Origin of the sequence: Mobilicoccus caccae (assembly GCF_030161635.1) — a bacterium.
In the GTDB taxonomy this organism is placed as follows: domain Bacteria; phylum Actinomycetota; class Actinomycetes; order Actinomycetales; family Dermatophilaceae; genus Mobilicoccus; species Mobilicoccus caccae.
The window spans coordinates 23050-42952 of the sequence record NZ_BSUO01000002.1; the positions used below are offsets into that span (position 1 = coordinate 23050).

At 66.9% G+C, this 19903-nt stretch carries 24 protein-coding genes and 1 pseudogene; 20 read left to right on the top strand and 5 right to left on the bottom strand.

Translation table 11 applies throughout. The features are described from left to right. The first annotated feature begins 32 nt into the window (after positions 1 to 32). From QQK49_RS21755 to QQK49_RS21850, 20 genes are all read left to right on the top strand, one after another. Entirely contained in the window at positions 33 to 674 is a 642-nt protein-coding gene (locus QQK49_RS21755; RefSeq protein ID WP_284306022.1) for a hypothetical protein, read from the top strand. Then, positions 671 to 1765, top strand: a complete 1095-nt coding sequence (locus QQK49_RS21760; RefSeq protein WP_284306023.1) for a C40 family peptidase — start codon at positions 671 to 673, stop codon at positions 1763 to 1765. The genes QQK49_RS21755 and QQK49_RS21760 overlap by 4 nt, the downstream gene beginning before the upstream one ends. Before the next feature lie 82 nt (positions 1766 to 1847). Continuing rightward, positions 1848 to 2081 carry a hypothetical protein gene (locus tag QQK49_RS21765; RefSeq protein ID WP_284306024.1) on the top strand — a complete coding sequence of 78 codons (234 nt, stop codon included), beginning with the start codon at positions 1848 to 1850 and terminating at the stop codon, positions 2079 to 2081. Between the two features lie 1935 nt (positions 2082 to 4016). Further along, on the top strand, positions 4017 to 4727 hold the full coding sequence (locus QQK49_RS21770; protein WP_284306025.1) for a hypothetical protein: 711 nt from the start codon (positions 4017 to 4019) through the stop codon (positions 4725 to 4727). A 203-nt stretch (positions 4728 to 4930) separates the two neighbouring features. After that, on the top strand, positions 4931 to 6967 hold the full coding sequence (locus QQK49_RS21775; protein ID WP_284306026.1) for a type IV secretory system conjugative DNA transfer family protein: 2037 nt from the start codon (positions 4931 to 4933) through the stop codon (positions 6965 to 6967). A 590-nt stretch (positions 6968 to 7557) separates the two neighbouring features. Continuing rightward, entirely contained in the window at positions 7558 to 8370 is an 813-nt protein-coding gene (locus tag QQK49_RS21780; RefSeq protein ID WP_284306027.1) for a hypothetical protein, read from the top strand. 171 nt (positions 8371 to 8541) lie between these two features. After that, positions 8542 to 9309 carry a hypothetical protein gene (locus QQK49_RS21785; RefSeq protein WP_284306028.1) on the top strand — a complete coding sequence of 256 codons (768 nt, stop codon included), beginning with the start codon at positions 8542 to 8544 and terminating at the stop codon, positions 9307 to 9309. 126 nt (positions 9310 to 9435) lie between these two features. Continuing rightward, positions 9436 to 9651: a hypothetical protein gene (locus QQK49_RS21790; protein ID WP_284306029.1), complete on the top strand. Its 216-nt coding sequence runs from the start codon at positions 9436 to 9438 to the stop codon at positions 9649 to 9651. 109 nt (positions 9652 to 9760) lie between these two features. Then, a complete protein-coding gene (locus QQK49_RS21795; protein ID WP_284306030.1) occupies positions 9761 to 10057 on the top strand; it encodes a hypothetical protein in 297 nt (98 codons plus the stop codon). Positions 10058 to 10198: 141 nt separating this feature from the next. After that, on the top strand, positions 10199 to 10339 hold the full coding sequence (locus QQK49_RS21800; RefSeq protein WP_284306031.1) for a hypothetical protein: 141 nt from the start codon (positions 10199 to 10201) through the stop codon (positions 10337 to 10339). A gap of 97 nt (positions 10340 to 10436) precedes the next feature. Continuing rightward, the gene (locus QQK49_RS21805) at positions 10437 to 10601 is read left to right on the top strand and encodes a hypothetical protein (RefSeq protein ID WP_284306032.1); all 165 of its coding nucleotides are present in this window, start codon (positions 10437 to 10439) and stop codon (positions 10599 to 10601) included. A 114-nt stretch (positions 10602 to 10715) separates the two neighbouring features. Further along, positions 10716 to 10985 (top strand): hypothetical protein, encoded by a 270-nt coding sequence (locus QQK49_RS21810; protein ID WP_284306033.1) that lies wholly within the window; start codon positions 10716 to 10718, stop codon positions 10983 to 10985. A gap of 176 nt (positions 10986 to 11161) precedes the next feature. After that, positions 11162 to 11728 carry a hypothetical protein gene (locus QQK49_RS21815; protein ID WP_284306035.1) on the top strand — a complete coding sequence of 189 codons (567 nt, stop codon included), beginning with the start codon at positions 11162 to 11164 and terminating at the stop codon, positions 11726 to 11728. A 179-nt stretch (positions 11729 to 11907) separates the two neighbouring features. After that, entirely contained in the window at positions 11908 to 12303 is a 396-nt protein-coding gene (locus QQK49_RS21820) for a hypothetical protein (protein ID WP_284306037.1), read from the top strand. Positions 12304 to 12457: 154 nt separating this feature from the next. Further along, entirely contained in the window at positions 12458 to 12646 is a 189-nt protein-coding gene (locus QQK49_RS21825; protein WP_284306039.1) for a hypothetical protein, read from the top strand. Positions 12647 to 13138: 492 nt separating this feature from the next. Further along, positions 13139 to 13438: a ParA family protein gene (locus tag QQK49_RS21830; RefSeq protein ID WP_284306041.1), complete on the top strand. Its 300-nt coding sequence runs from the start codon at positions 13139 to 13141 to the stop codon at positions 13436 to 13438. Continuing rightward, positions 13411 to 13887: a ParA family protein gene (locus tag QQK49_RS21835; protein WP_284306043.1), complete on the top strand. Its 477-nt coding sequence runs from the start codon at positions 13411 to 13413 to the stop codon at positions 13885 to 13887. Before QQK49_RS21830 ends, QQK49_RS21835 begins: the two co-directional genes overlap by 28 nt. Positions 13888 to 14217: 330 nt before the next feature. Further along, a complete protein-coding gene (locus QQK49_RS21840) occupies positions 14218 to 14565 on the top strand; it encodes a hypothetical protein (RefSeq protein ID WP_284306045.1) in 348 nt (115 codons plus the stop codon). Between the two features lie 27 nt (positions 14566 to 14592). After that, entirely contained in the window at positions 14593 to 14808 is a 216-nt protein-coding gene (locus QQK49_RS21845) for a hypothetical protein (RefSeq protein ID WP_284306047.1), read from the top strand. A 109-nt stretch (positions 14809 to 14917) separates the two neighbouring features. After that, positions 14918 to 15178, top strand: a complete 261-nt coding sequence (locus QQK49_RS21850) for a hypothetical protein (protein ID WP_284306049.1) — start codon at positions 14918 to 14920, stop codon at positions 15176 to 15178. 78 nt (positions 15179 to 15256) lie between these two features. On the opposite strand, the gene QQK49_RS21855 is transcribed toward QQK49_RS21850, so the two are convergent. The 5 genes and pseudogenes from QQK49_RS21855 to QQK49_RS21875 all read right to left on the bottom strand — a co-directional run bounded on the left by QQK49_RS21855 (position 15257) and on the right by QQK49_RS21875 (position 19864). Beyond that, entirely contained in the window at positions 15257 to 15601 is a 345-nt protein-coding gene (locus QQK49_RS21855) for a hypothetical protein (RefSeq protein WP_284306051.1), read from the bottom strand. A 475-nt stretch (positions 15602 to 16076) separates the two neighbouring features. Continuing rightward, positions 16077 to 16298 (bottom strand): annotated as a pseudogene (locus QQK49_RS23055) (transposase); the annotation flags it as partial. 392 nt (positions 16299 to 16690) lie between these two features. Next, a complete protein-coding gene (locus QQK49_RS21865; RefSeq protein WP_284306054.1) occupies positions 16691 to 17164 on the bottom strand; it encodes a hypothetical protein in 474 nt (157 codons plus the stop codon). A 4-nt stretch (positions 17165 to 17168) separates the two neighbouring features. Next, the gene (locus QQK49_RS21870; RefSeq protein ID WP_284306055.1) at positions 17169 to 19334 is read right to left on the bottom strand and encodes an N-6 DNA methylase; all 2166 of its coding nucleotides are present in this window, start codon (positions 19332 to 19334) and stop codon (positions 17169 to 17171) included. Then, the gene (locus QQK49_RS21875; RefSeq protein ID WP_284306056.1) at positions 19331 to 19864 is read right to left on the bottom strand and encodes a type I restriction enzyme HsdR N-terminal domain-containing protein; all 534 of its coding nucleotides are present in this window, start codon (positions 19862 to 19864) and stop codon (positions 19331 to 19333) included. The genes QQK49_RS21870 and QQK49_RS21875 overlap by 4 nt, the downstream gene beginning before the upstream one ends. Between the last annotated feature and the right edge of the window lie 39 nt (positions 19865 to 19903).

Below are 19903 nucleotides of genomic sequence, written 5' to 3' on the forward strand. Positions count from 1 at the left end.
GGTGGTCCTGAGAATCCGGGAGGTAACGAGCGATGAACTGGCGTGACTACGACGACGCCGAGCTGGATGCGGTTGTTCCTGACCATGCACCACCTCCCCCGCCTCCGGAGTCGGTCGAGAAGGCTCAGCGGTCGGGGGGCCGGTGGTGGCCGGTGGTGGCCGCGGTTCTCGCCGCGGCGGTCCTCCTTGGCGCTGTGCTCTGGTTCCGGGATCGTCCGGAAGCGCCGGCTACGCCGCCGGCGGCTGCAACGACGTCGCAGCCGACCGCGGCCCCTGCCCCGCCCGTTGACACCCCGGAGTCAACCGCACCCGCGCCCTCAGCGCCGCAAGATGCCGATGCAGCCTCGGTCCGTGCCGCGGAAGCGTTCGTGGCAGCGTGGCGAGCACCTGGGACACCGGAGGCGCGACGGGCAGGCTTGGTGAAGGTGACGACGCCGCGTCTGGCGACGACGCTGAGTGAGGTCGATCCGGCGACCTTGCCCGCGCCCGTCGGCGCATCGCACGTCGTGGCCCGCTCCGGGGCCACTTCGACGGTCAGTCTGGACCTCGACGACGCCTCGACGCTGATGCTCGGTCTTACCGACACGGCGGGCCGAGTCGTCGTCACCACCGTGGGCCGCACCGCAGCGGGTGCCCCGGCGCCGACACTTCCGACCGCGCAAGGGTCATCGTGACCAAGTGGCTCGGTGTTGTCGTCGTGGTGCTCATCGGTCTGCCGCTGGCCTTCCTGGCCTTGCTTTCGGGCCCGAACGTGAGTCAGCAGGCCGCAGCCGCGAATGACTGTGGCGCCCCGGAGACGGCCGTTCTGGGCACCTTCACGCCGGGCTCGATCGACGAGGCTCCGTTCGTGGGGACCGCGAGCAAGACCAAGGCCGAGGCCCGGTCGGTGGCCTCGACGATCATCGCCGTGGGTCAACAGCGCCGGATTCCCCCGCGTGGCTTGGTCATCGCGATTGCGACAGCGATGCAAGAGAGCCAGCTCCGCAACCTCGATCATGGTGACCGGGATTCCCTGGGGGCGTTCCAGCAGCGCCCCTCGCAGGGGTGGGGCAGCCCCGCTCAGCTTCAGAATCCGACCTGGGCGGCCGGGCAGTTCTATGACGCGTTGTTGCAGGTGCCGGATTGGCAGCAGATGCCGTTGACCCAGGCGGCGCAGGCAGTGCAGCGCAGTGGGTTTCCCGACGCCTATGCGCAGTGGGAGGCGTCGGCGCGGGTGATCGTGCAGGCGTACAGCGCGAGCACGAGCACGGCGGGCTCGGCGTCGACTGCGCCGGTGGCGCCCCTCGATCCGTCTGCACTCAACGCTGCCGCGGAGCAATGCCCCAACGGGGGCGCACCCAACAGCTTCGTCGGTCCTCTCGTGGGCGCCGACGTGGGCAGCAAGACCGTGAACGCCGGGTTGGCCGAGGTCGCCAAGGGCATCCCCTACAGCTGGGGCGGTGGTGGCCCATCCGGGCCGTCCCGCGGATTCGACGCCGGCGCGAGCACCGTTGGTTATGACTGCTCGTCGTTTGCTCAGATGGCGTGGTACCGCGGCAGCGGCGGCACAATCACTCTCCCGCGGACGGCCAAGCAGCAGCACGACGCGCTGCCGGCGGTCTCCTTGAGTCAGCTTCAACCCGGCGATCTGCTCTTCTTCGGACCGGGCGGCGGGCGTGTCACGCACGTCATGGTTTTCGTGGGGAACGGCGCGATCGCCGAAGCACCGCGCACGGGGCTGAGTCTGCGCACGCAAACCGGGTTCATCTCCGGGGGCGCCTGGTGAAGCCCTACTACTCCGCGAGGTTCGTCGGCGCGGCGCGTCCAACTTCCAGCTGAGCACCCGATTCATGCATTAGAGAGAGACCATGCCTCGACAGCCCAACTCCCAGCAGCAGCAGGCCCGCATCTTGCGTCAGTTCTATCTTGACCCCGCCGATGACGCCCTGCTCGACCAGCTCAAGGAAGCCCTGGGCGAGCGGCACATGGTGCGCGCCTTGCGCTACCTCCTGCGTCAGTACGTGCCAGCGGCAGTGGAGCAGATCGAGCGGGAGGGCCGTCTCGATGGGCAGCCGCAGGCCGACACCCTGCCGCATACATGAAACCCGGCGGCGTGTCGAAGCACCACGAGGCACCGGGAGGCAATAGGTTGAGGCCCGATCCCCCATAGGAAGGAGACCGGGCCTCAACAACGACAACGTCTTTGGATGACCTGGCTGGCGCCGATTGCTTGGCGGCCTGACGCGCTCAGCTGGTCAACAACGAAACACTGATCACTCGGGAGTCACGATAGCACCACAGGACCCCCGAGAGGGAGTCCTGCGCGCCTTTACGGGGCGCGGCGTGTCGCCGTTGGCGGATGCGTCGGCCGGCGCCTGTGAGGCCGTGACTACCCCTCTCGGAGAATCAGAGAAAGCATCTCCTCGTCCGCGGACGCGACGTCGGCGGCGGGCTCGCATTGGTGTGCCCCGTGGCAGTGTGGTGACCACGAATCCCGTCGAATGGCGGCGTCGAGTGCATGACTGGATCGAGGTCCAGTCTTTCCGCCGCGATCTACGTGCCACGATGGTTGAGCTGGTCAACCATGTGGCATATCAGTGGCGCATCGACGTGGGATGGTCCTCTCCCGGACACGACGTGCTCGCACAAAGAATGGCCCGGAGCACCCGCACGGTTTCGCGTGGCATTGCTCGACTCATCGCCGAGGGTTGGCTGATGGAGCTGGCGCCCGGCACGATTGAGTGGGATGCCGAAAGCGATTCTCCCGTCAATCTCAGGGCGGAATATGCGCTACTTGTCGAGGCGCCGCAACCCGTCCCGGCCGGGAATCAAGGCGATGGTTCTTGGCTCATGTCGAAGGTCCCTAGGACCCGCGCTGAGCGGCGTGCTGCCGCTGAGCGGATGCGGGCCGATGATCTGACGCTGCGTCAAATATCGACGCGCTGTCTGGCATCCACGCTGAGGCCCTGGTTCGCGGCGGGGTGGACCCCGAACGATATCCGTACCGCTATCGCCAAGACACCTTCCGGTGAGGCGTGGACTTTCACGACCACATGGAAATCGGTTGTCGGTTGTTTGCGGTGGAGGTTGAACCACTGGACCGATGAGGAAGGCAAGCCGTTGCCTCCGCTGTCTCGTCAGCGGGCTCAGGAGGTCCTGCGTCAGCGTGAGGAGAGCGAGAGGCGTCGCCGGGGAATGGAGCAAGCTCGATCGCGGGGCGAGTTCACCGCGCCGGGATCGCGCCCCGTCGAGGTCGAGGCGTTGCTCGAAGCGGCTCGTGCTCGGGTGCGCGCCCGCCGGCGGCTGGTGTCTTCTGTGGGGGAACGAAATGGCGACCCATCGGAGAGTTCTACTCTCCTTAGAGAGTCCTCTTCACGCGCGCGAGGCGATCGCCTCACGCTCGGCGCTCATCGCCGTGAGCGGCCCGGAGAAACGGGCCGGGATCGAGAGGCGACGAGCTGGCGAGCCAAGTTCGCAGCCGAAATCGAAGCCGGTCGCGGCGAGGCCGCGACGCGGCGACAAGCCGAGACACGGCAAGAACCCGGACGGCTCCGGGGTTTCACTCGGAGCCGCCTCGGGATACGATCGAGGCGTGTTCCAGACTTGCTCCCCACCTGTTCCTAGCCTATTCTTGCGGGAACTCCCTCCCCCACCCTGACCAGCGTAAACGCCTCGCTCCCCAGGACACCACCCACCGCCATCGTCCCTCAGTCAGTGGGTGGTGTCCTGGGGAGCGAGCAGAGTGGTCAGGGTGGGGGAGGGAGTTTGGTTGTGGTGAAGGTTAGGAACAGGTGGGGAGTAGGTTCAATGGTTAAGTCAAGGTTTGGTTGTGGTCAAGGTTGAAGAAGGTTGTGGTTGGGGTAGGTGGTCAGATTCAGGTTAAAGCGGGTAGTTGGGGGTGGAGGGTGGTTGTAAGTTTAGGTGGAGTTGGGGTAGTGGTTGCGTTAGGTGATTAGGTGCGGGTTAGAGCGGGGTGGTCGGGTAGTTGAGGCCGGTTTTTGGTGGGTCGGTTTGTTTTGGGTTGTGTGTAGGTTGGAGTGAAGGTTGAGGAGGTGATTGGTGTGCGGTTGACGAGTCGTGATGTTGAGTGGTTGGCGTGGATGTCTCGGTGGCGGGCGGTGACGGCGTATCAGGTTGTGGCGTGGTTTGATCCAGATTCGGCGACGTTGGTGAAGCAGGTGGAGCGGTCGTGTCGTCGGTTTAGGGAGCTGGGCTTGGTGGAGTCGGCGAAGTTGCTGGGTGATCGGCCGATGACGCATAGCGTGACCCGTGAGGGGTTGCGGGTCGTGGAGATTGAGCACGCGGGTCGACGGCCTGTGGTGGGGACGTTGCATCACGATCTGGCGGTGGTGGATTGTGCGACGTGGTTGCATCACCGACGTAGCATCGGGTCCTTTATGACGGAGGTCGAGATTCGCGCTATTGACCCGCCGCGTGCGGAGTTTCCTGAGTTCGCGTTGCGTGCAGCGCCGGGGGCAGGTCGCGCGATTCTTTATCCCGATCTGGTGACGGTGCATGAGCAGGGGTTGCTTGCGCATGAGGTGGAGTTGGCCCGCAAGGACCGGACTCGGGCTGTTGCTCTGATGGAGACATACGCTCTCAGCTCGCGGTATCTGCGGGTCGCGTACTACGGTGCGCCCGGCGTGCGCAAGGGTTTGGAGGAGGCCGCGGAGAAGGCGAACAAGGTCGTCGCGGGTAGTGGGCCGAAGGTGTTTGTGCGCGGGTGGGAATGGGAGGAAAGGCCTTGAGGGAGGCGTCGGCAGTTGCCGGTCCCCGGGTGCCGTGGATTGGTGGTCCAGGTGCTCAGCGGCCCGTTTCCGAGGGCGAGGCGCTGGTTCGAGCGGCAGTGTGGGGAATTGCTCTGCTGAATCCCGTCACTGCCGTTCTGACCTTTGTCGGGGTTTTGGTGGTTTCTCGTCAAGCCGTTATGGAGCGGGTGCGTGGATGGTGGGTGACGCTCGCGGGGCTGGTGTTGTTGCCGCTGCTGTTCGGTCTCGGGGCGGGTCGTATCTACGTTTCGCCGTGGCGGGAGATGGCGGCGGTTGTCGCTCGCGGTGGGCTGATGTTGCGTGATGGCGGGGCGGTTCGTGTTCTGGGTGGTCTGGTCCAGGAGCGGTGGTTGCTGTGGCTGTGGGGGCAAATCCCGCTTGGGATCGGCATGGCGCTGGTGATCTGCGGGCTGGTGCTGTCTCGGCGGCGTCGTTTCCGGCCGACGTGGAGGGTGCATCGTCCTGACTACTCGACGCATCTGACGGGGACGAAGGCGGCGAAGGCGCACGAGCGGGCGAAGAAGATCGCGGCGTCGCCCCCTGCGTCCACCACTGACGCTGCGCGCGAGCAGGACGACGAGCAAGGCTCGTCGTCGCTCGTGGCTCGGTTGGCGGCGCGGGTGCGCCGCACCCAGGGCGCCTCGCGCCCTGGGGAGGCGGGGACGTGGACAGACAGCGCGGCTCTGTTCGGGATCGACGAGGCCGGGGAGCCGGTGCTGTGGCGCGGTTCATGGTTCCTCTCGCACGTCGTCGTGACCGGCCCTACCGGCCTGGGTAAGACGACGACGCTGCTGCGGTTGTTGTGGATCGCGTTGCTCGGTCTGCGAGGGGCTCGCATCGGGGTTGTCCTGATCGACCTCAAGGGGTCCAAGGCTTTCGCTCGGAGTGTGAAGTGGCTGGCCGCACTCGCCGATCGTCGCTGCGCCGTGGTGTCACTGTCGGGGCCGAGCGCGCACGTGAACCCGCTGCGGCACGGTTCCTCCCAAGAGGTCACTTCCCGGTTGATGGAAGCCCTGGCGACGATGAAAGACGGTGGATTCTCCGACCCCTACCACCGCTCGAACGGGCTGAATTGGTTGCGGATGAGTCTGCAAGCTTTGGACCAGCTCATCGAGCGCGGTCTCGCCCGCAAGGACGGCACGCAGTGGAAGCGGACCCTCGGGGACCTGCTGCTGCTCATGGAGGTGGAGGAGCTGGCGCGCATCCGTCCTCAGCTCGTCGACCCGGTGAAGGCCAAGGTCGGGAAGCGGGTCGCACGGGCCGCTAAGGACCGTGATTACAGGTCCTCTGTCGGCGGGATGATCGCCCGCATCGAGACTTTGGCCGAGAGCGAGGCGGGACGACTGAGCGTGGAGGACGAGCACACCGTCGACATTGACACCTTCGTGCGTGAGGCAGGGGTGCTGGTGTTCAGCCTGGACGCGCAGGTCGACGCCGATTCAGCTCGGGCGCTGTCCACGCTGGTCGTGAAAGACCTCACCCGCCTATTCGCCCAGCTCGATGACGAGGAATGGCCGGACCGGACCGGGGGGCGGACCCTGCTCATGCTGGATGAATTCGGCGCCATCGGCGGCGAGACGTTGCGTGACTGCTTCGAGCGATCGCGCAGCGGAGGTGGCTGCACGATCCTGTCGGCGCAGACCGACGCAGCGTTCTCGGCCGTCAGCGACGAGTTCGCCGAGTCGGTCTGGGACAACGCGGGCATCCACATTCTGCACCGGCAGCGTGGAAGCGCCTCCGCACGCGCCGAGCACATCGGCACCGAGGCGAGCTGGCAGGAGACGATTCAGGTCACCGAGGACAGCGACATTTTCGGCTCGGTCGCACCCGGCACCGGCGTGGGCTCCCTACGGCGCGTCGAGGAGTTCATCGTCCACCCCAAGGAGCTGCGCAAGCTCGGCACCGGGCAAGTCATCCTGGTCGAGCCCGAGGGCGTGCACCGCGTGGCCGTGACGAAGATCGACGACCTGCCGGGCGAGGACTCACCCGAGGCACCCAGCGGGGAGAGCAACACCCCGGACGAGGACGCCCCGGACACGAGCGAGCAGGCAGCCCCGCAGGCGCCGAGTTTCGCGGAGCTGTTCGCCGCTCCCCCGCTGCAACCACGGGTCGAGGCACCCAAGGCATCCACCACTGCGCAGGCCAGTGAGGAGGAGTCGACCGGGGACGAGGACGAAGAATGGATCGAGACGCCAGAAGGCGAACGCATCGTCTTCTGAGGACTCACCGCCGGCGCGTGGATGGGTTGCGGCCGTAGGGCTGCGTCGGGGCACGGCGGCAGCGTGGCCGTCTGGGCACCCAATGCACCCGCCTAACACCCCGACGCACAGCGTCGTTCTCGACGGTTGATCGCTGGTCAGTGAGAACGGCGTCGAGGTCGCTCCCGAACCGCACCGTGCTAGGTGAGCACCGTGCGATCGGGGGCACGTTGGTCTGCCGAAGGTGCAGCAAGAGAGCCCATTCCCTCGGGCCGTACGCGACAAGGAGCGGGACGAGAGCACCCCTGGCGACTCACCGTCGCCGGCGGTTGGGGAAAAGCGGCTCAGGAGGAGGGAGGTGGGGCCTCGGGCTGAGGTTGTCGACCCCCCAGGGCTCACGGATCGCGGGGGTCGAGTCCCGAAACCGTGCCAGGGCAGGCAGAACCGCACGGCACGCGAGGAGAGAGGTTAAGGCGGCTCTAGCCCTCGGGGCGTCGTCTCGGGCTGATGCTCGCGACGGGGTGATGAGACGCCCAAGAATCTCGAGATTTCATCGAAACAAACACACCAAACCATTGCCCTATCTGCCTTAGATGCCTTAGACTATAGGCATGAACGGAGACAACGACACCCAGGCGATCCCGGAGGGCACGACAATGAGCACCCCAAGCGACGACGGCACCGAGGGACAGTTTCAGCAGGAGCGATACAGCGGCCCCGTGCAGGTGTGGGATCAACCAATGGTCGACGCGCTAGACCGCATCGACAGCAGTCTTGGGGCGCAGGCGATCGAGTGGGGCGAGTTCCGATTCTCAGGTTGCGAGGGAAGGCCGCACGCCGGATGCCTCGACGTCATGCCCGCGTCGGCACCCGAAGACCGGCCGGTCGTATTCCGCTGCGACCCGGCCGACCATGTGGTGACCGTGACTCTCGCCGGGGCGCCGATCACGCCGGATGATTTCGCGGCCCGGTTCGCCATGAGCAAGGACCAAGCGGAGAGCGTCTGGCAGGAAGTCGTGCACGGACTCACGGCCGCCACTGCCACCTACAACGACGCTCACCCTGTGCGCGTCACCACAGCACCCACCATCCCGGAGGGCATGGCAATGAGCACACCCCAAGATTGCGGCACCGACGACCAGGGGCGACCCCTGCGGACACTGAACGACGCCACGCTGCATTACGCCCTCAATGACGCCATGTGCAGTTGCGGAGACTTCACCTGCCCCGGCGGCGCAGAGTGTTACGAGCACGACGACGGCACGAGTCAGCATGGGTCGTGGTGCTGGTGTGGAGCCCCGGAGTGTGTGGGTGACCCCGAGGAGTTGCGACAGATCGAAGCGGAGCGCGCCGCCACGTTGGCCATCGTGGCCGAACAGGAACGCCGTGCACCCAGGTATGACCCGGTAAACCCGCCGTTCTGAACACAACCCACGGCGACCCCCGGCGGCCCCGACCATGTGCCGGGGGTCAATGTGGTCCACGTCACACATGATTCCTAAGCGTCAATTTGCCTTAGATGCCTTAGATGCCGTAGAATTAGGTATCAACACGGACACCGGGCCCGACCAGCCCGAACAACTCAGGAGGACACGATGAGCAACGAGACCACCGCGCAGGGCATGGCAGCCTCCCGAGTCGTCGCGGCCGTCGAAGACCTCTGGGCGGCCTTCCAGGCCACGACGCCCGAGATTCCCGATGTGGTGGTGACCTTCGGTGCGGGGAGCATCGGCACCCGCAAGGGAGAGCTGACACTCGGCCACTTTGCCGCCCGCCGTTGGGTTGGCGCCGACGGCACCACCACGCACGAGCTGTTCGTCGGCGGCGAGGGCCTGGCCCTGGGTGCCGTGGAGGTCACCGGCACCCTGTTGCACGAGGCCGCGCACGCCCTGGCCCACGCTCGCGGTATTAAGGACACCTCTCGTCAGGGGCGGTACCACAACACCAAGTTTCGCCAGGTCGCCGAATCCCTGGGGTTGACGATTCACCAGGTGCCCGGCATCGGATGGAGCGGAACCGCGATCCCGACCGCGACCGCCGGACTCTACGCCGACCAGGTGGCAGCCCTCGCCCGAGCGATCCGCGCCTACCGCACCGCCGAGGGCGGGCTCGTCGTGACGGGCCCCGAGGACACCGACGGCGGCCAGGGCACGGACAACCAGAGTGAGGACGAGGGCGAGAAGAAGGCCCCCAAGAACGGATACGCCCTCACCTGCGAATGCGAGCAGCCCCGCAAGATCAGGGCCTCCCGCGCCGTTGCGCTGGCCGGTCCCATCGTGTGCGGAGTCTGTCACGAGACGTTCACCCACCCCGACCTGATCGGCGAGCAGGTCGAGCCCGACGACGACGCCGACCGGGGGTGATCCCCCGCCGCCGGGGGGCGAGGATCGCCCCCGGCGGTGACGCCTAGGCGTCAACCTCGAGCCCTGGAAGACCCGCCACGCCCGCGCCGACAGTGAGAGAGTCGGCCCATCGAGAAAGGCCCGCCCATGTCGAACAACCCCACCCAGCAGAGCGCCCCCGAGGCCAGCGCGTGCCCCGAGTGCTACGAGGTCGGATGCACCGGAGGCCGGACCTGCCCGGAGTACGACGACGGCACCAGCACGCACGGGTCGTGGTGCTGGTGTGGTGCTCCCGAGTGCGTCGGAGACCCCGAGGAATTGGCCGAGATTGAGGCCGAGGTCAGGGCCCGCCGCCGCGCCTGACCAGGGAAAAACCCGCTCCACGGGTTGCCTTAATTGCCTTAGATGCCTTATGATCTAAGAGTCAACACGGACACCGGGATTAACCACCCCGACACCCAAGGGGGAAGACATGAGCACCACCCCCACCGCGCCGAGCATCGCCCGCGATACCTACGCCGTCGGCTTCGCTTGCGCCCCCTGTGCCGTCCTCATCGGCTACGGCGACGAGTCCGCCACCGAGAGCCCCGAGCGAGTCGAGGAGGTCGAGGCCACCGCCGCAGCCATCGCACGCGACGAGTGCGGCGAGGTCATCGTCACCCCGATTCCCGCGTACCTGGCACCCTCCGCCCCGGTCGTCTTCCGCTGCCCCCTGTGCGGTGATGACGCCTACGGCCCCGCCGGATTGGTTCAGGTCGCGCGCGACTGACCCCCGCGGGCGGGGCGCACCGAGTGCCCCGCCCGCAATGCCTGGATCGGTCGTCGATTTGCCTTATATGCCTTATATGCCTTACAATCTAAGAGCAACACGGAAACCGGGACTGACCATCCCAAGGCCAAGGAGGAACCGATGGATCGCTGCGAGTTCTGCGGAGTGCACGGCTGCGACTGGACCCGCCACGAGGAGGCCCGCGCCGAGGTTCGCCTCTGGGCGATGGGCAAGCACCCCGACCACCCCGGAGTGATCGACCCCGAGCACGTCGAGGACTGAGGCACCGCAGGGCGGGCGACCGCCCGCCCTGCGAGGCCCGGCCAAAAGGCCGGCCCCGCACTGACACCTAGCCGTCACCCGAAAGGACGGCCCGACCATGACGAAGAACCCCGCCCCCGCGATCAAGTGCCAGTGGTTCGCGCTCTGCCCCAACCCGCCCGCCGGGACCATCGCGCACCCGATCCTCGGCGAGGTGCCCGCGTGCCAGCGATGCGCCGACCGCATGGGCAAGAGGTTGGACACCGCGCAGAACCGCGCGTGAGCAGGAGGCAAAACGGCACGTCAACTCATTTGCCCTAACTGCCTTAGATGCCGTAAGGTGAGGGCACAACACGGAAACCGGGGCCGACCACCCCACGAACACCAGGAGGAACCTGTGACCGAAGGAACCCACACCCCCGCCGCGACGCCCGGCGAGGAGTACGAGCCGACGCCCCAGGTGGACATCACCGAGTTCTGGCGGATTCTGGACAGGCTGGCCGACGCGAGCCACCACGACGACGCCGAGCGATACCGCGCCACGTTGGACATCGCCCGCCGCGAGGGGGCGAGTGAGTGGCAGATCAAAGACGCATGGCGCTACGGCTGGGACGGCCGCCGCAAGGCCCCTAGCCCCTCATTCAACGCCTGGGGCGAGCCTCACTGAACCGCCCCCGTGGCGGTCGGGTCGCGCGAACCGCGGCCCGACCACCACGGCGGAGGCCGAAGGGGAGAGCCAAAACGGCATGTCAACATGCTTGCCCTAAAAGCCTTAAATGCCTTAAAATGGAGACGCAACGCGGACACGGGGCCGACCACCCCGAGGAAGACCAGGAGGAACCGATGCCCGAAGAATTCCACACCCCCGCCGAGGCCGCGCACACGTTGGCGCGGGTGCGTGCCATCGTCGCCGAGTCACTGATGAAGGATCACGCGCTGGCCGAGGTCAGTCCGCACTTCACCTGTCGCGAGATCGAGGCCGTCGCCGAGGTGCTGCGCCTGCTGGGAATCGAGGAAAAGGAGGTGCGAGCCGTGATCGAGTACCACGCCAGCGAGGACGAGGAGGGCGACGAGCATTGGAGGCCGACCGATGAGCAGGGAACCCCGCTCATCGAGGGCCAGTGCCTCACGTGTGCCGCGATGCCCGGCCAGGACCACGACGCGACGCGCTGCCTGCCCGACCCCGAGCCGCTGCCCGAGGCGGACACCGCCGCGTTCCTGCTCACCCTGGACAGGCTGACCGACGCGAGCCACGCCGACGACGCCGAGCGATACCGCGCCCACTTGGAGGTTGCACGCCGCCAGGGAGCCAGCGATGACCAGATCGAGGACGCCTGGTTGCACGGGTGGACGGGACACCGACCGACCCCCCTGCCGTCGTTCGACGCCTGGGGCAAGCCGCGGCGGTGAGCCGCCCCTAGGTGGTGGGGCCGTGCGATCCGCGGCCCCACCACCGCGGCAACAATCGAGCAAGAGAAGTTAAAAACCCAGGTCAACTGCCTTGCCCTAACTGCCTTAGATGCCTTAGGATGAAGGCACAGCACGGAAACCGGGGCCGACCACCCCGCCACCCTGAGAAGGAGAACGACATGCGAGAGACCGACGCGGTGACGATGGCGATTTGGGCGCTGAACGCGATGGTGAGCCCGATGCCCCCGAGCGAGGAGGAGCAGGCGGCCGTCCTCGCACAGGCCGACGACGCGATCCGCGCCCTGAGCACGATCCGGGCCACGCTGCCCATCGAGGAGCACGGCCCAGTGACGCTGCCGCTGCGACTGGACGAGCTGCGCGCCGGGGATGAGGTGCTGGCCCTGGGGAGCATCGCCTACAGCCCGCCCCGCCGCGTCATCGCCGAGCTGGGGCCCATCGAGCCCGGCTCGGTCGTCGAAGGCGTCGAGTTCGCCCCCCGGCCCGGGGAGACAACCCGATTCGTGCTCTACCCCGCCCACGTCAGCGGACAGCGGATTGTCGCCCGCCGAGGGTGAGCGGCCGCCCGTAGCGTCGGGCACCACCCTTGACGCCTACGCGTCACATTTCGGAACGCGTACCCTGTTGCCGTAATTGCCGTATATGCCTTAGACTAGCGAAGTCAACACGGACGGGACTGACCACCCCGACGAAATCCAGGAGGGACGCGAGATGAGCGAGCACTACGACGAGGGATCGACCGGAGAGGACTTCGGTGGCCCCAACCCCTTCGGAGCGATGATCGAATGCCCCGAGTGCGGATCGAAGTACCGCACGGCCGAGCGCCTGAGCGCGCTGCACACCCGTGAGGACTGCCGCGAGGCGCAGTTCTGGGCGTGGGCGAAGGAGACCCACCGATGAACTATCGCAGCGAGTCGGCACAGCACCGTCCCTGGGCGCAGGTACCCGAGGGTTGCCGCCTTATCGGAGCAGACGGAATCCGCCGAGTGCTGTTCATGGACTCACGAGGAGGGACCGTTCTCGGACCTTGGCACGGACCCCACTGCACGCGCGAGGAGTGCCGCAGACCGCGACGCTGACGCGCTCGGGCCCCCGGTCACCGCAACCCCCAACCCGCGGTGACCGGGAAGACCCGAAGCGTCGGGGTGCTAGGCGGGGGAGTGCTGGACCACAGATCACGCCGCCCGCCGTGCCCCGGCGCAGCTCGACGACCTCGACATAAGCGCCTTAGCCGCCATTACAGCCTTAGAAGCCCTAGAATTGCGATAGGTCGCAACGCATGAAGAGTCGCCCCCGCCGGAAGGGGCGGGGGCGACCGTCAAACACGGAACCCAAGAGGGAACGCGCATCCGGGAACCACCCCGGATGCCCGAAGCGTAGAGGAGAACCCCCATGACCCGCACGATTGCGATTCAGCAGCGCAAGGGAGGCGCGACCAAGAGCACCACCGCGGCTGAGGTCACCCTCGCGCTGGCCCGTGCCGGAAAGCGAGTCCTGGCGATCGACCTCGACGAAGCGCGAGCCCTCAGCGTCCGCATGGGATTCGGTGCCTACGACGTGCCCGAGATGACCAGCCTGGACCTCCTCGACGGTGCCGAAGCGACCGCGTGCACGGTGGAGTCACCGGCCATCCCCGGTGTCGATGTGATCCAGGGGGACCCGGCTTGGATGAGGTGTCAGACCTGGCCGTGACCGCGTTGCGCGACGTGCTCCCCGAGGCCGAGGAGTGGGACGCTGCCGTGATCGACACCCCCGGCGACTACGGCCGCGGCACCGCCGCCGCGATAGCCGCCGCCGAGGTCGTCATCGTGCCCGTCCCCGCCGAGACCGAGGCCCTGCTGACCTTGGACCGCATGACGGAATGGCGCGCCGGCGTCACCCGCCGGCTGCGGCGACGGATGCCCGAGCAGGTGGTGTGGTACGTCCCGGTCAAGGTCGACGCTCGGCAGACGCTGGACAACGACCTGATCCGAGTGCTCACCGAGCGGTATCCGGGACAGGTCAGCTCGCCGGTCCGCAAGGTGGGGACCTCGGCCACCAGCGCGTTCGCCGCCCGAATGCCGGTCGGGCTGTTCGCGCCCGAAGACGGCATCACTCAGGACTACCGGGCAGCCCTGGCCCCCATCCTCGCCACCATCTGAAATAAGGCAACAAAGGCACATAAGGCATTAGCGAGAGCAGGAGACGTGCAATGAGCAAGAAGCCGAAGGTCAGCCTGGTCGACATCGCCCAGAGTGACCGACCCACCACCGCGGCCGCACCCCAGGCGACGAGGCCCGAGCCGACCAGCTCGACCCCGAAGACGCCCGCAGGGCCGCCCGGCGCCGGACGGCCCGGACCTCGACGCCGGTCGAGGTCGGTCTCTACGTCCACGAGAGCACCCAGGAGTTGGCGAGGGCGGCCTACCTGTCCGACTACCGACTCCGGGGGAGGCGGCACCTAACGGGCTGGACCACTGGACCGCCGAGGCCGTGCGCGAGCTGGCCGCGCTGCGGCCCAGCGTGCGGGAGAAGCGACTCGCCGACCTGCCGAGCGAGCCCGCCACGGTGGTCGATGTGAAGACGGGGGAGGAGCGCAAGGCCAAGCGCAAGGGCAACAAGGTCCGCGTGCCCGAGGACGTCGTGGCCCGTATGGACATCGCCCGCGAGGAAGACGAACGCGCAGGAATCGCCGCTCGGGGCCGCAACACGTTCATCGTCGCCGCCATGCGGTACGGCGCCGAGCGAGCCCGCAAGCTCGCCGAGGAGCGGACCGGCGCGGCCGAGCTGCCGCCTGCCCCGCCGGGGCGCCTGCCCCGCCGGGGCTCCTCGAGGATCTGACACCTACGAGTCAAGGAGAGTCGACAGATGGACCCCCAGCACGCCGCCGTCGCCCGCGCCGCGGAAGAACTGCGCACGGTTCGACACTTCCAGCGGGTCGACACCCAGGAGCAAGACGCCTACCTGCGCGACCTCGGCGCTCTGGCCGCGGAGCTCGCGCTGCTCATGCGTGAGGCCGGGGTCACGTGGTCAGCCATGTGCGAGGAGCCGGGGGAGATGTCGAGCGCAAGCTGTACGAGTTGATGCCGGACAGTCGAATCGACACTGCGTTGACGCGGCCGATCCATCGACTCCGTGACGAGCTGTGACCAGCACTGCCACAATTGCCCTAATTGCCCCACAAGGAGGACAGATGTACCAGAACAACCACAACGCCGCCGCCCTCGCCGCCGTCCGCGAGGCCATGCAGGACTCAACCGAGCTGACGCGGGCGGAGCTGATCGAGGAGACCGTGCGGGTCGTGGTCGCATGGACCAAGAACCCCGACGGCGCCCCCGGAGGCGAAGGTCTCGACGGATACGACGGCCCGGAACGGCGCAGCCTCGGGGGAGTCACCACCGAAGCGATCCGCCACCACGACGAGATGCGCATCCGCGCCATCGGCAACCGTTGACCAAGGAGAGGCACATGAACAACGAGCGAACCGCGTTCCTACAGCGGTTGCTGCATGGGGCTTGGTCGCCCCCTGCTGTCAGAGCAGGTCGGCGATCTCGGCGAGGCCGGCGGCGATAGCGACGGCCTCGACGAGCGCGGTCGCGCTGGTGCGGTCGAGGTTGGTGGTGACCCATCGCAGATCCACGGGCGCGCCGGTCAGGAGGGAGTGTGCTGCGGCGAGGATTCGGCGTTCACTTTCGCTGTGTGCGGCGACGGCAGCATGGCCGAGTGCGTCGTCATTGAGCGCGGTCCAGCCGTCGTGGGTGATAACCCAGGGGCGGCCAGGCGCGGCGAGGACGCCGTCGAACGCGCGGGCGAGGAGGTGCACGACGGCTTGGGCGTCGTGGGAGCCTGCGGCCCATTGGTCGAGTGGGTGAGTCATCGCGTGTCCTTCGTCGTTTGTTTGTGGGATGTGAGTCCGACTGTTGCAGGTGGCGCCGGCAGGTGTTTGCCTTGCGAGGCTGGCAATGGGCGCGTTTGCCGCGTAGGTCAGTTCGGATCGGTTACGGGTCAGCGCCGCCGACTCAATCCGACCCGGCCCACACACGGGCCAATCCGACCCGTAGGCGCGACGCATCTGGCGAAGCTCCGCCGACTGAGAGGGCGTGGAGTGGATCACCGCCGAGAGGGTCACCGACCCTGCTCTTGACGGGGCGCCTTGGGTGAATCAGAACGACCCGGCAATGCCGGGCCGTTCGTCGTGAGTCCGTCGGATGTCAGCAGCGTTTGAAGCTCCAGGAGAGCACTGCTCCCAGGGCTGCGAAGCCCACCCACGCGACAACACCCCTGATGCCCTGACCGAGGAAGGACGCCAGCGACGAACCGAGCAGGAGGGACCAGGCGAACGGCCACGAACGGCGCCGCGTCAAGGCCCAGGAAGCTACCAGGGCCAGAGCTGTCTTCGCGTCGTCGGCCTTCAGTCCGCCGTACTGGTTACGCCACCGGTAATACGTCTGCTCGGATATCCCAAGCTCCCGACACACCGCGGCGATGTCGCTGCCGTCGGCGAGCATCCTGTCGGCCTGCCCGAGCTTGCGGACGACCTGCTCCGGGGTGTGACGCTTCCTGATGTTCGACATGATCTGACCAGTCTCCCTGCCCGCAACCACGGGCGACAGGACGACTCCCAGAACCACCGGACCTAAGAAACGGGGTCAGCCCAAGATCAGATGTCACCCATCCGTGCGGCAGTCCCGGCGCAACCCCAAGGACCTCAAGTGGAAGAGCCGGAACAGACCGGCAGACCCGCCACGCCCACTACCCGAGCCCCACCGCGAACCACCAAAATCACCGCTCACAAGTCAACGCCGGTGGATCTAGGTTCAGTGCGCCCTGTGCGCCTCGCCGCGGTGCGGGTTCATGCGGGAGTCGAGCGGCCGGCCAGGCCTGGTGCGCCCGGTGCGCCCCGTATCGGGACGCGTAGTCGACGGAGAACCGAACGCGTCCCTGTCAGGGACATGCCGCGCGTCCGTCAGGGCCTTGGGGCCAACCACTCGTCGAGGTCCCTGAGGAATCGATCGACCTCAGAGTCGCTGCTCAGCACGACACGGACGTTTCCGACGCCGTGGTGGCCTTTGCCTTGCAGGTCTTGGGCGTTGGGCATCGAGGCGATCCTCGCCGGATCGACGGGGAGCACCACTTCGAGGCGGGAGCTGTTCCGGATCAGGCTCAGGAAGATCTGCGAGCGCTCCCCTAGCGGCGAGTGCGTGACGCCTTCGCGTCGGTAGCCGACGAACATGCTGCGCATTACGTAGTGAAGCCCCGGATTGCGGATGCGGATCTCGCGATCCAGCCGCAGCGCGAGCGCCTTCGTCGTCCCGTCCATGGCCGCGACGACCTCCGCGAATGCACCATCCTCGACGTGCAGGACACGCGCGAGCAGGTCCTCAGTTGTGAGCCCAGCCAGTGCGGCTGCGTCTCTCAGGAACTCCTCGACGTCAGTCATGGACTTAGCGCGGCGGCTTGAATGCTGCGATGATCGAGCGCGATCGTTCGCTGTCGAGGAGCATCTCGGTCGACGCCGTCTGGTTCGCCTCCGCCCGCAGCCGCCGCATGTCATCCTCGGAATGGTTCGCGCGCTTCACCGCATCGTCGATTCGGTCACGGACATCCTGGCCCGGCACGGGGAGGCGCAGCTTGCGCAGCTCGTCCCAGCGCACCCTGGTTCTGCCGATGCCGGTCGCGAGCAGCAGCATCTCAGCCCGAGCCTCATGCGATCGCACGAGCGCCCAGATGACGCTGGCGCTGAGGTCGCTGCTCGGGCGGCAGACCGTGTACTCATTCGTGACCACGAGACCATCGAATTCATCCGGCACGACGGCCACCGCGCCGTGGATGGCATTGATGTGACTGAACACCAGGTCGCCGGCTTCGACGCGAGTGAGGGTCTGCTTCGCGATGTCCGAGGTGGACACCTCGTCGCCGGCCTCGCAGAAGCCGTCGTAGCGGACGCGGAGGTAGGTCACGAGGTCGTCGGTCACCGATGTGTCGATTTCCCGTTCGGCCCGATTGCCGTCAGTCACAGCGAGTTCGAGAAGCGCGCCGATCCGTTGAATCGTGAAGCCCGCCGCCTCCCAGTCAGGGACCCGTGACTCGGCTTCCGGCAGGCAGGCTTTCACATCGAAGCGATCCGCGATCGCCGCCGCGCTCACAGTCCAGGGCGTAGCCTGCGGCTCGCCTGCCTGGAACGCGCGGTACAGCGCGGTGACTCGTTCGATCTCCTGGCGCGCCTGCTCACGGTTCTCGGCGTCGACGGGAAGGATGCGCTGGCGCGACGGATCATCGACGCCCACCCACGAGCAGTAGTACATGAACACATCGGGCTGCGCCTCATGCTCCGAGGTCTTCTTCTCCAGCACGATGAGCGAGGTCTTGACGCGCGCCTGGGACCGCTGGAACGCGTCGCCCGGGAGCGACACGACCGCCCGGACGATCCAGTTCCTGCGGATCCATTCACGCACCCGCTTATGCCGAGGAGCGCCGAGGATGCTGTCATCTACGACCGTGACCAGTCGCCCGCGCGGCCCGAGGAGGTCGTAGTAGCGCTCGAGGAACATGACCATCGAGCTGAGGGACTTGAGTGGACGCTTCGCCCCGCCGCTCGTGTCGTACGAGAGCACGTACTCGTCGAGCAGCTTCGCGTCGCCCTCCTCGTCGCGCGTGTATTCCTTCGCGAAGGGAGGATTGGTGAGGGCGATGTCCGCCAGGCCTGGCGGCTGAGACCCACCAGAGGCCATTCCAGCTTGCTTGACGCGCTTCCGGAACTCCGCCTTCTCCTGCACGATCTCTGGATCGTCGGTCGGGTTGGTCGCGACGCTCTTGTCCAGGGAATCGAGCTGGTAGACGCTCGTGCCGCCGTCCCCGTGAAGGTACATGTTGATCCGCGCGATGCGGGCGAGAGCCGGGTCGCGGGCGACGTCGACGCCGATCAGCGACCGCTCCGCGACCTGCATGCGGAGCTCCTCGCGGCGCTTGTTCGACAACGAGGTGTTGGCATCGATCTTGCCCCACATGTCGGCCAGCGCCTCGATCAGGAAGCCGCCCGTCCCCGAGCATGCGTCGATGACCCGGTCGACGTGCTGGTCGTCGGCGCGCAACTGGGCAAGCCCGGTCGCGAGCTTCACGACGCTGCGCGGCGTGAAGTACTGGCCGAGCGCCTTGCCACGGAGGGTCGAGTTGAGGAACGTCTCGAACATGCGGCCGTTGAGGTCGGCGTCGATGCTGATGAGGTCGACGTACTCGAGTCGATCGACGAGAGCACAAAGCGTGTCCGGGGAGAGCAGCAGCCGCTCGCCCTTCGGGAAGATGCGCTTCTTTCGGCCGTTCGTGATGGCGACCTCGAAGTCGCTCAGCAGCCTCTGGAACAGAATGGAGTCGAGCGGGCTCGGCGTGTCGGCCTCGCGCGACTTGATCCATGCGGTCGAGAACTTCACGGACTCGGCCGGCACGACCGTCGAGCGGTCGTCCAGTTCCCGCGCGTTGGGATCGGCATGCGCCTCCCGGTCCGAGTGGAGCTTGAGAAAGATGACCTTCACGAATTCCATGAAGGCCGCGTTGTAGCTCAGGTTGTCGCGCTTGTAGATCAACCGGTGAGCCCAGGCGAAGTCGGAGTTCAAGTCGGATACCGAGCGCCGACGGAGGACGTGCTCGCCCTTGGCGACGGGAGCGGACGCCGGCGCGGTCTTGAACGCCCCCGGCGCAAGAAGGGCGCGGATCGTCGCGTACGCCTGGTTTCCGTCGACGAAGTCTCCGAACGAGGCCTCGGCCAGGGGGTCGCGTCGTCCCATCGATACACCCGCGTGGTGACGCCGTTCGTGAGCATGAAGAACTCGACCGGGTTGTCCGATTGGGTGCTGTTGAGCGCCAGGCAGTAGCTCTGCGACTGCCCGACCCAGTCGTCGAGGTCCTCTTCGACACCCTTCGCCTCGCAGATCCAACGGACCTTCGCCCCGACGGTGACTGCGTAATCGGGTCGCCACTTCTCGCTCTTGCGACCCTTCGAGATCTTGAGCTCGTCGATCGTGGCCTTGGGCTTGATCTGGCCGTCCTTGTAGCCGAGGTCCTTCAGCAGGCGCGCGACGAAGAACTGCTCGACCGTCGCCTCGTTGCCGAGGTCGGCTAGCTTCCCGAACTTGCTCTCTGTCACGTCGTTGTCCTCACGGCTCTGATGCTAGCATCAAATCGC

Excerpts from the sequence above, each read along its gene's own strand:
- QQK49_RS21820 (WP_284306037.1), top strand. The coding sequence starts at position 11,908 with ATGCGAGAGACCGACGCGGTGACGATGGCGATTTGGGCGCTGAACGCG.
- QQK49_RS21795 (WP_284306030.1), top strand. The coding sequence starts at position 9,761 with ATGAGCACCACCCCCACCGCGCCGAGCATCGCCCGCGATACCTACGCC.
- QQK49_RS21830 (WP_284306041.1), top strand. The coding sequence starts at position 13,139 with ATGACCCGCACGATTGCGATTCAGCAGCGCAAGGGAGGCGCGACCAAG.
- QQK49_RS21780 (WP_284306027.1), top strand. The coding sequence starts at position 7,558 with ATGAACGGAGACAACGACACCCAGGCGATCCCGGAGGGCACGACAATG.
- QQK49_RS21815 (WP_284306035.1), top strand. The coding sequence starts at position 11,162 with ATGCCCGAAGAATTCCACACCCCCGCCGAGGCCGCGCACACGTTGGCG.
- QQK49_RS21785 (WP_284306028.1), top strand. The coding sequence starts at position 8,542 with ATGAGCAACGAGACCACCGCGCAGGGCATGGCAGCCTCCCGAGTCGTC.
- QQK49_RS21790 (WP_284306029.1), top strand. The coding sequence starts at position 9,436 with ATGTCGAACAACCCCACCCAGCAGAGCGCCCCCGAGGCCAGCGCGTGC.
- QQK49_RS21805 (WP_284306032.1), top strand. The coding sequence starts at position 10,437 with ATGACGAAGAACCCCGCCCCCGCGATCAAGTGCCAGTGGTTCGCGCTC.
- QQK49_RS21800 (WP_284306031.1), top strand. The coding sequence starts at position 10,199 with ATGGATCGCTGCGAGTTCTGCGGAGTGCACGGCTGCGACTGGACCCGC.
- QQK49_RS21850 (WP_284306049.1), top strand. The coding sequence starts at position 14,918 with ATGTACCAGAACAACCACAACGCCGCCGCCCTCGCCGCCGTCCGCGAG.
- QQK49_RS21845 (WP_284306047.1), top strand. The coding sequence starts at position 14,593 with ATGGACCCCCAGCACGCCGCCGTCGCCCGCGCCGCGGAAGAACTGCGC.
- QQK49_RS21865 (WP_284306054.1), bottom strand. The coding sequence starts at position 17,164 with ATGACTGACGTCGAGGAGTTCCTGAGAGACGCAGCCGCACTGGCTGGG.
- QQK49_RS21765 (WP_284306024.1), top strand. The coding sequence starts at position 1,848 with ATGCCTCGACAGCCCAACTCCCAGCAGCAGCAGGCCCGCATCTTGCGT.
- QQK49_RS21755 (WP_284306022.1), top strand. The coding sequence starts at position 33 with ATGAACTGGCGTGACTACGACGACGCCGAGCTGGATGCGGTTGTTCCT.
- QQK49_RS21855 (WP_284306051.1), bottom strand. The coding sequence starts at position 15,601 with ATGACTCACCCACTCGACCAATGGGCCGCAGGCTCCCACGACGCCCAA.
- QQK49_RS21825 (WP_284306039.1), top strand. The coding sequence starts at position 12,458 with ATGAGCGAGCACTACGACGAGGGATCGACCGGAGAGGACTTCGGTGGC.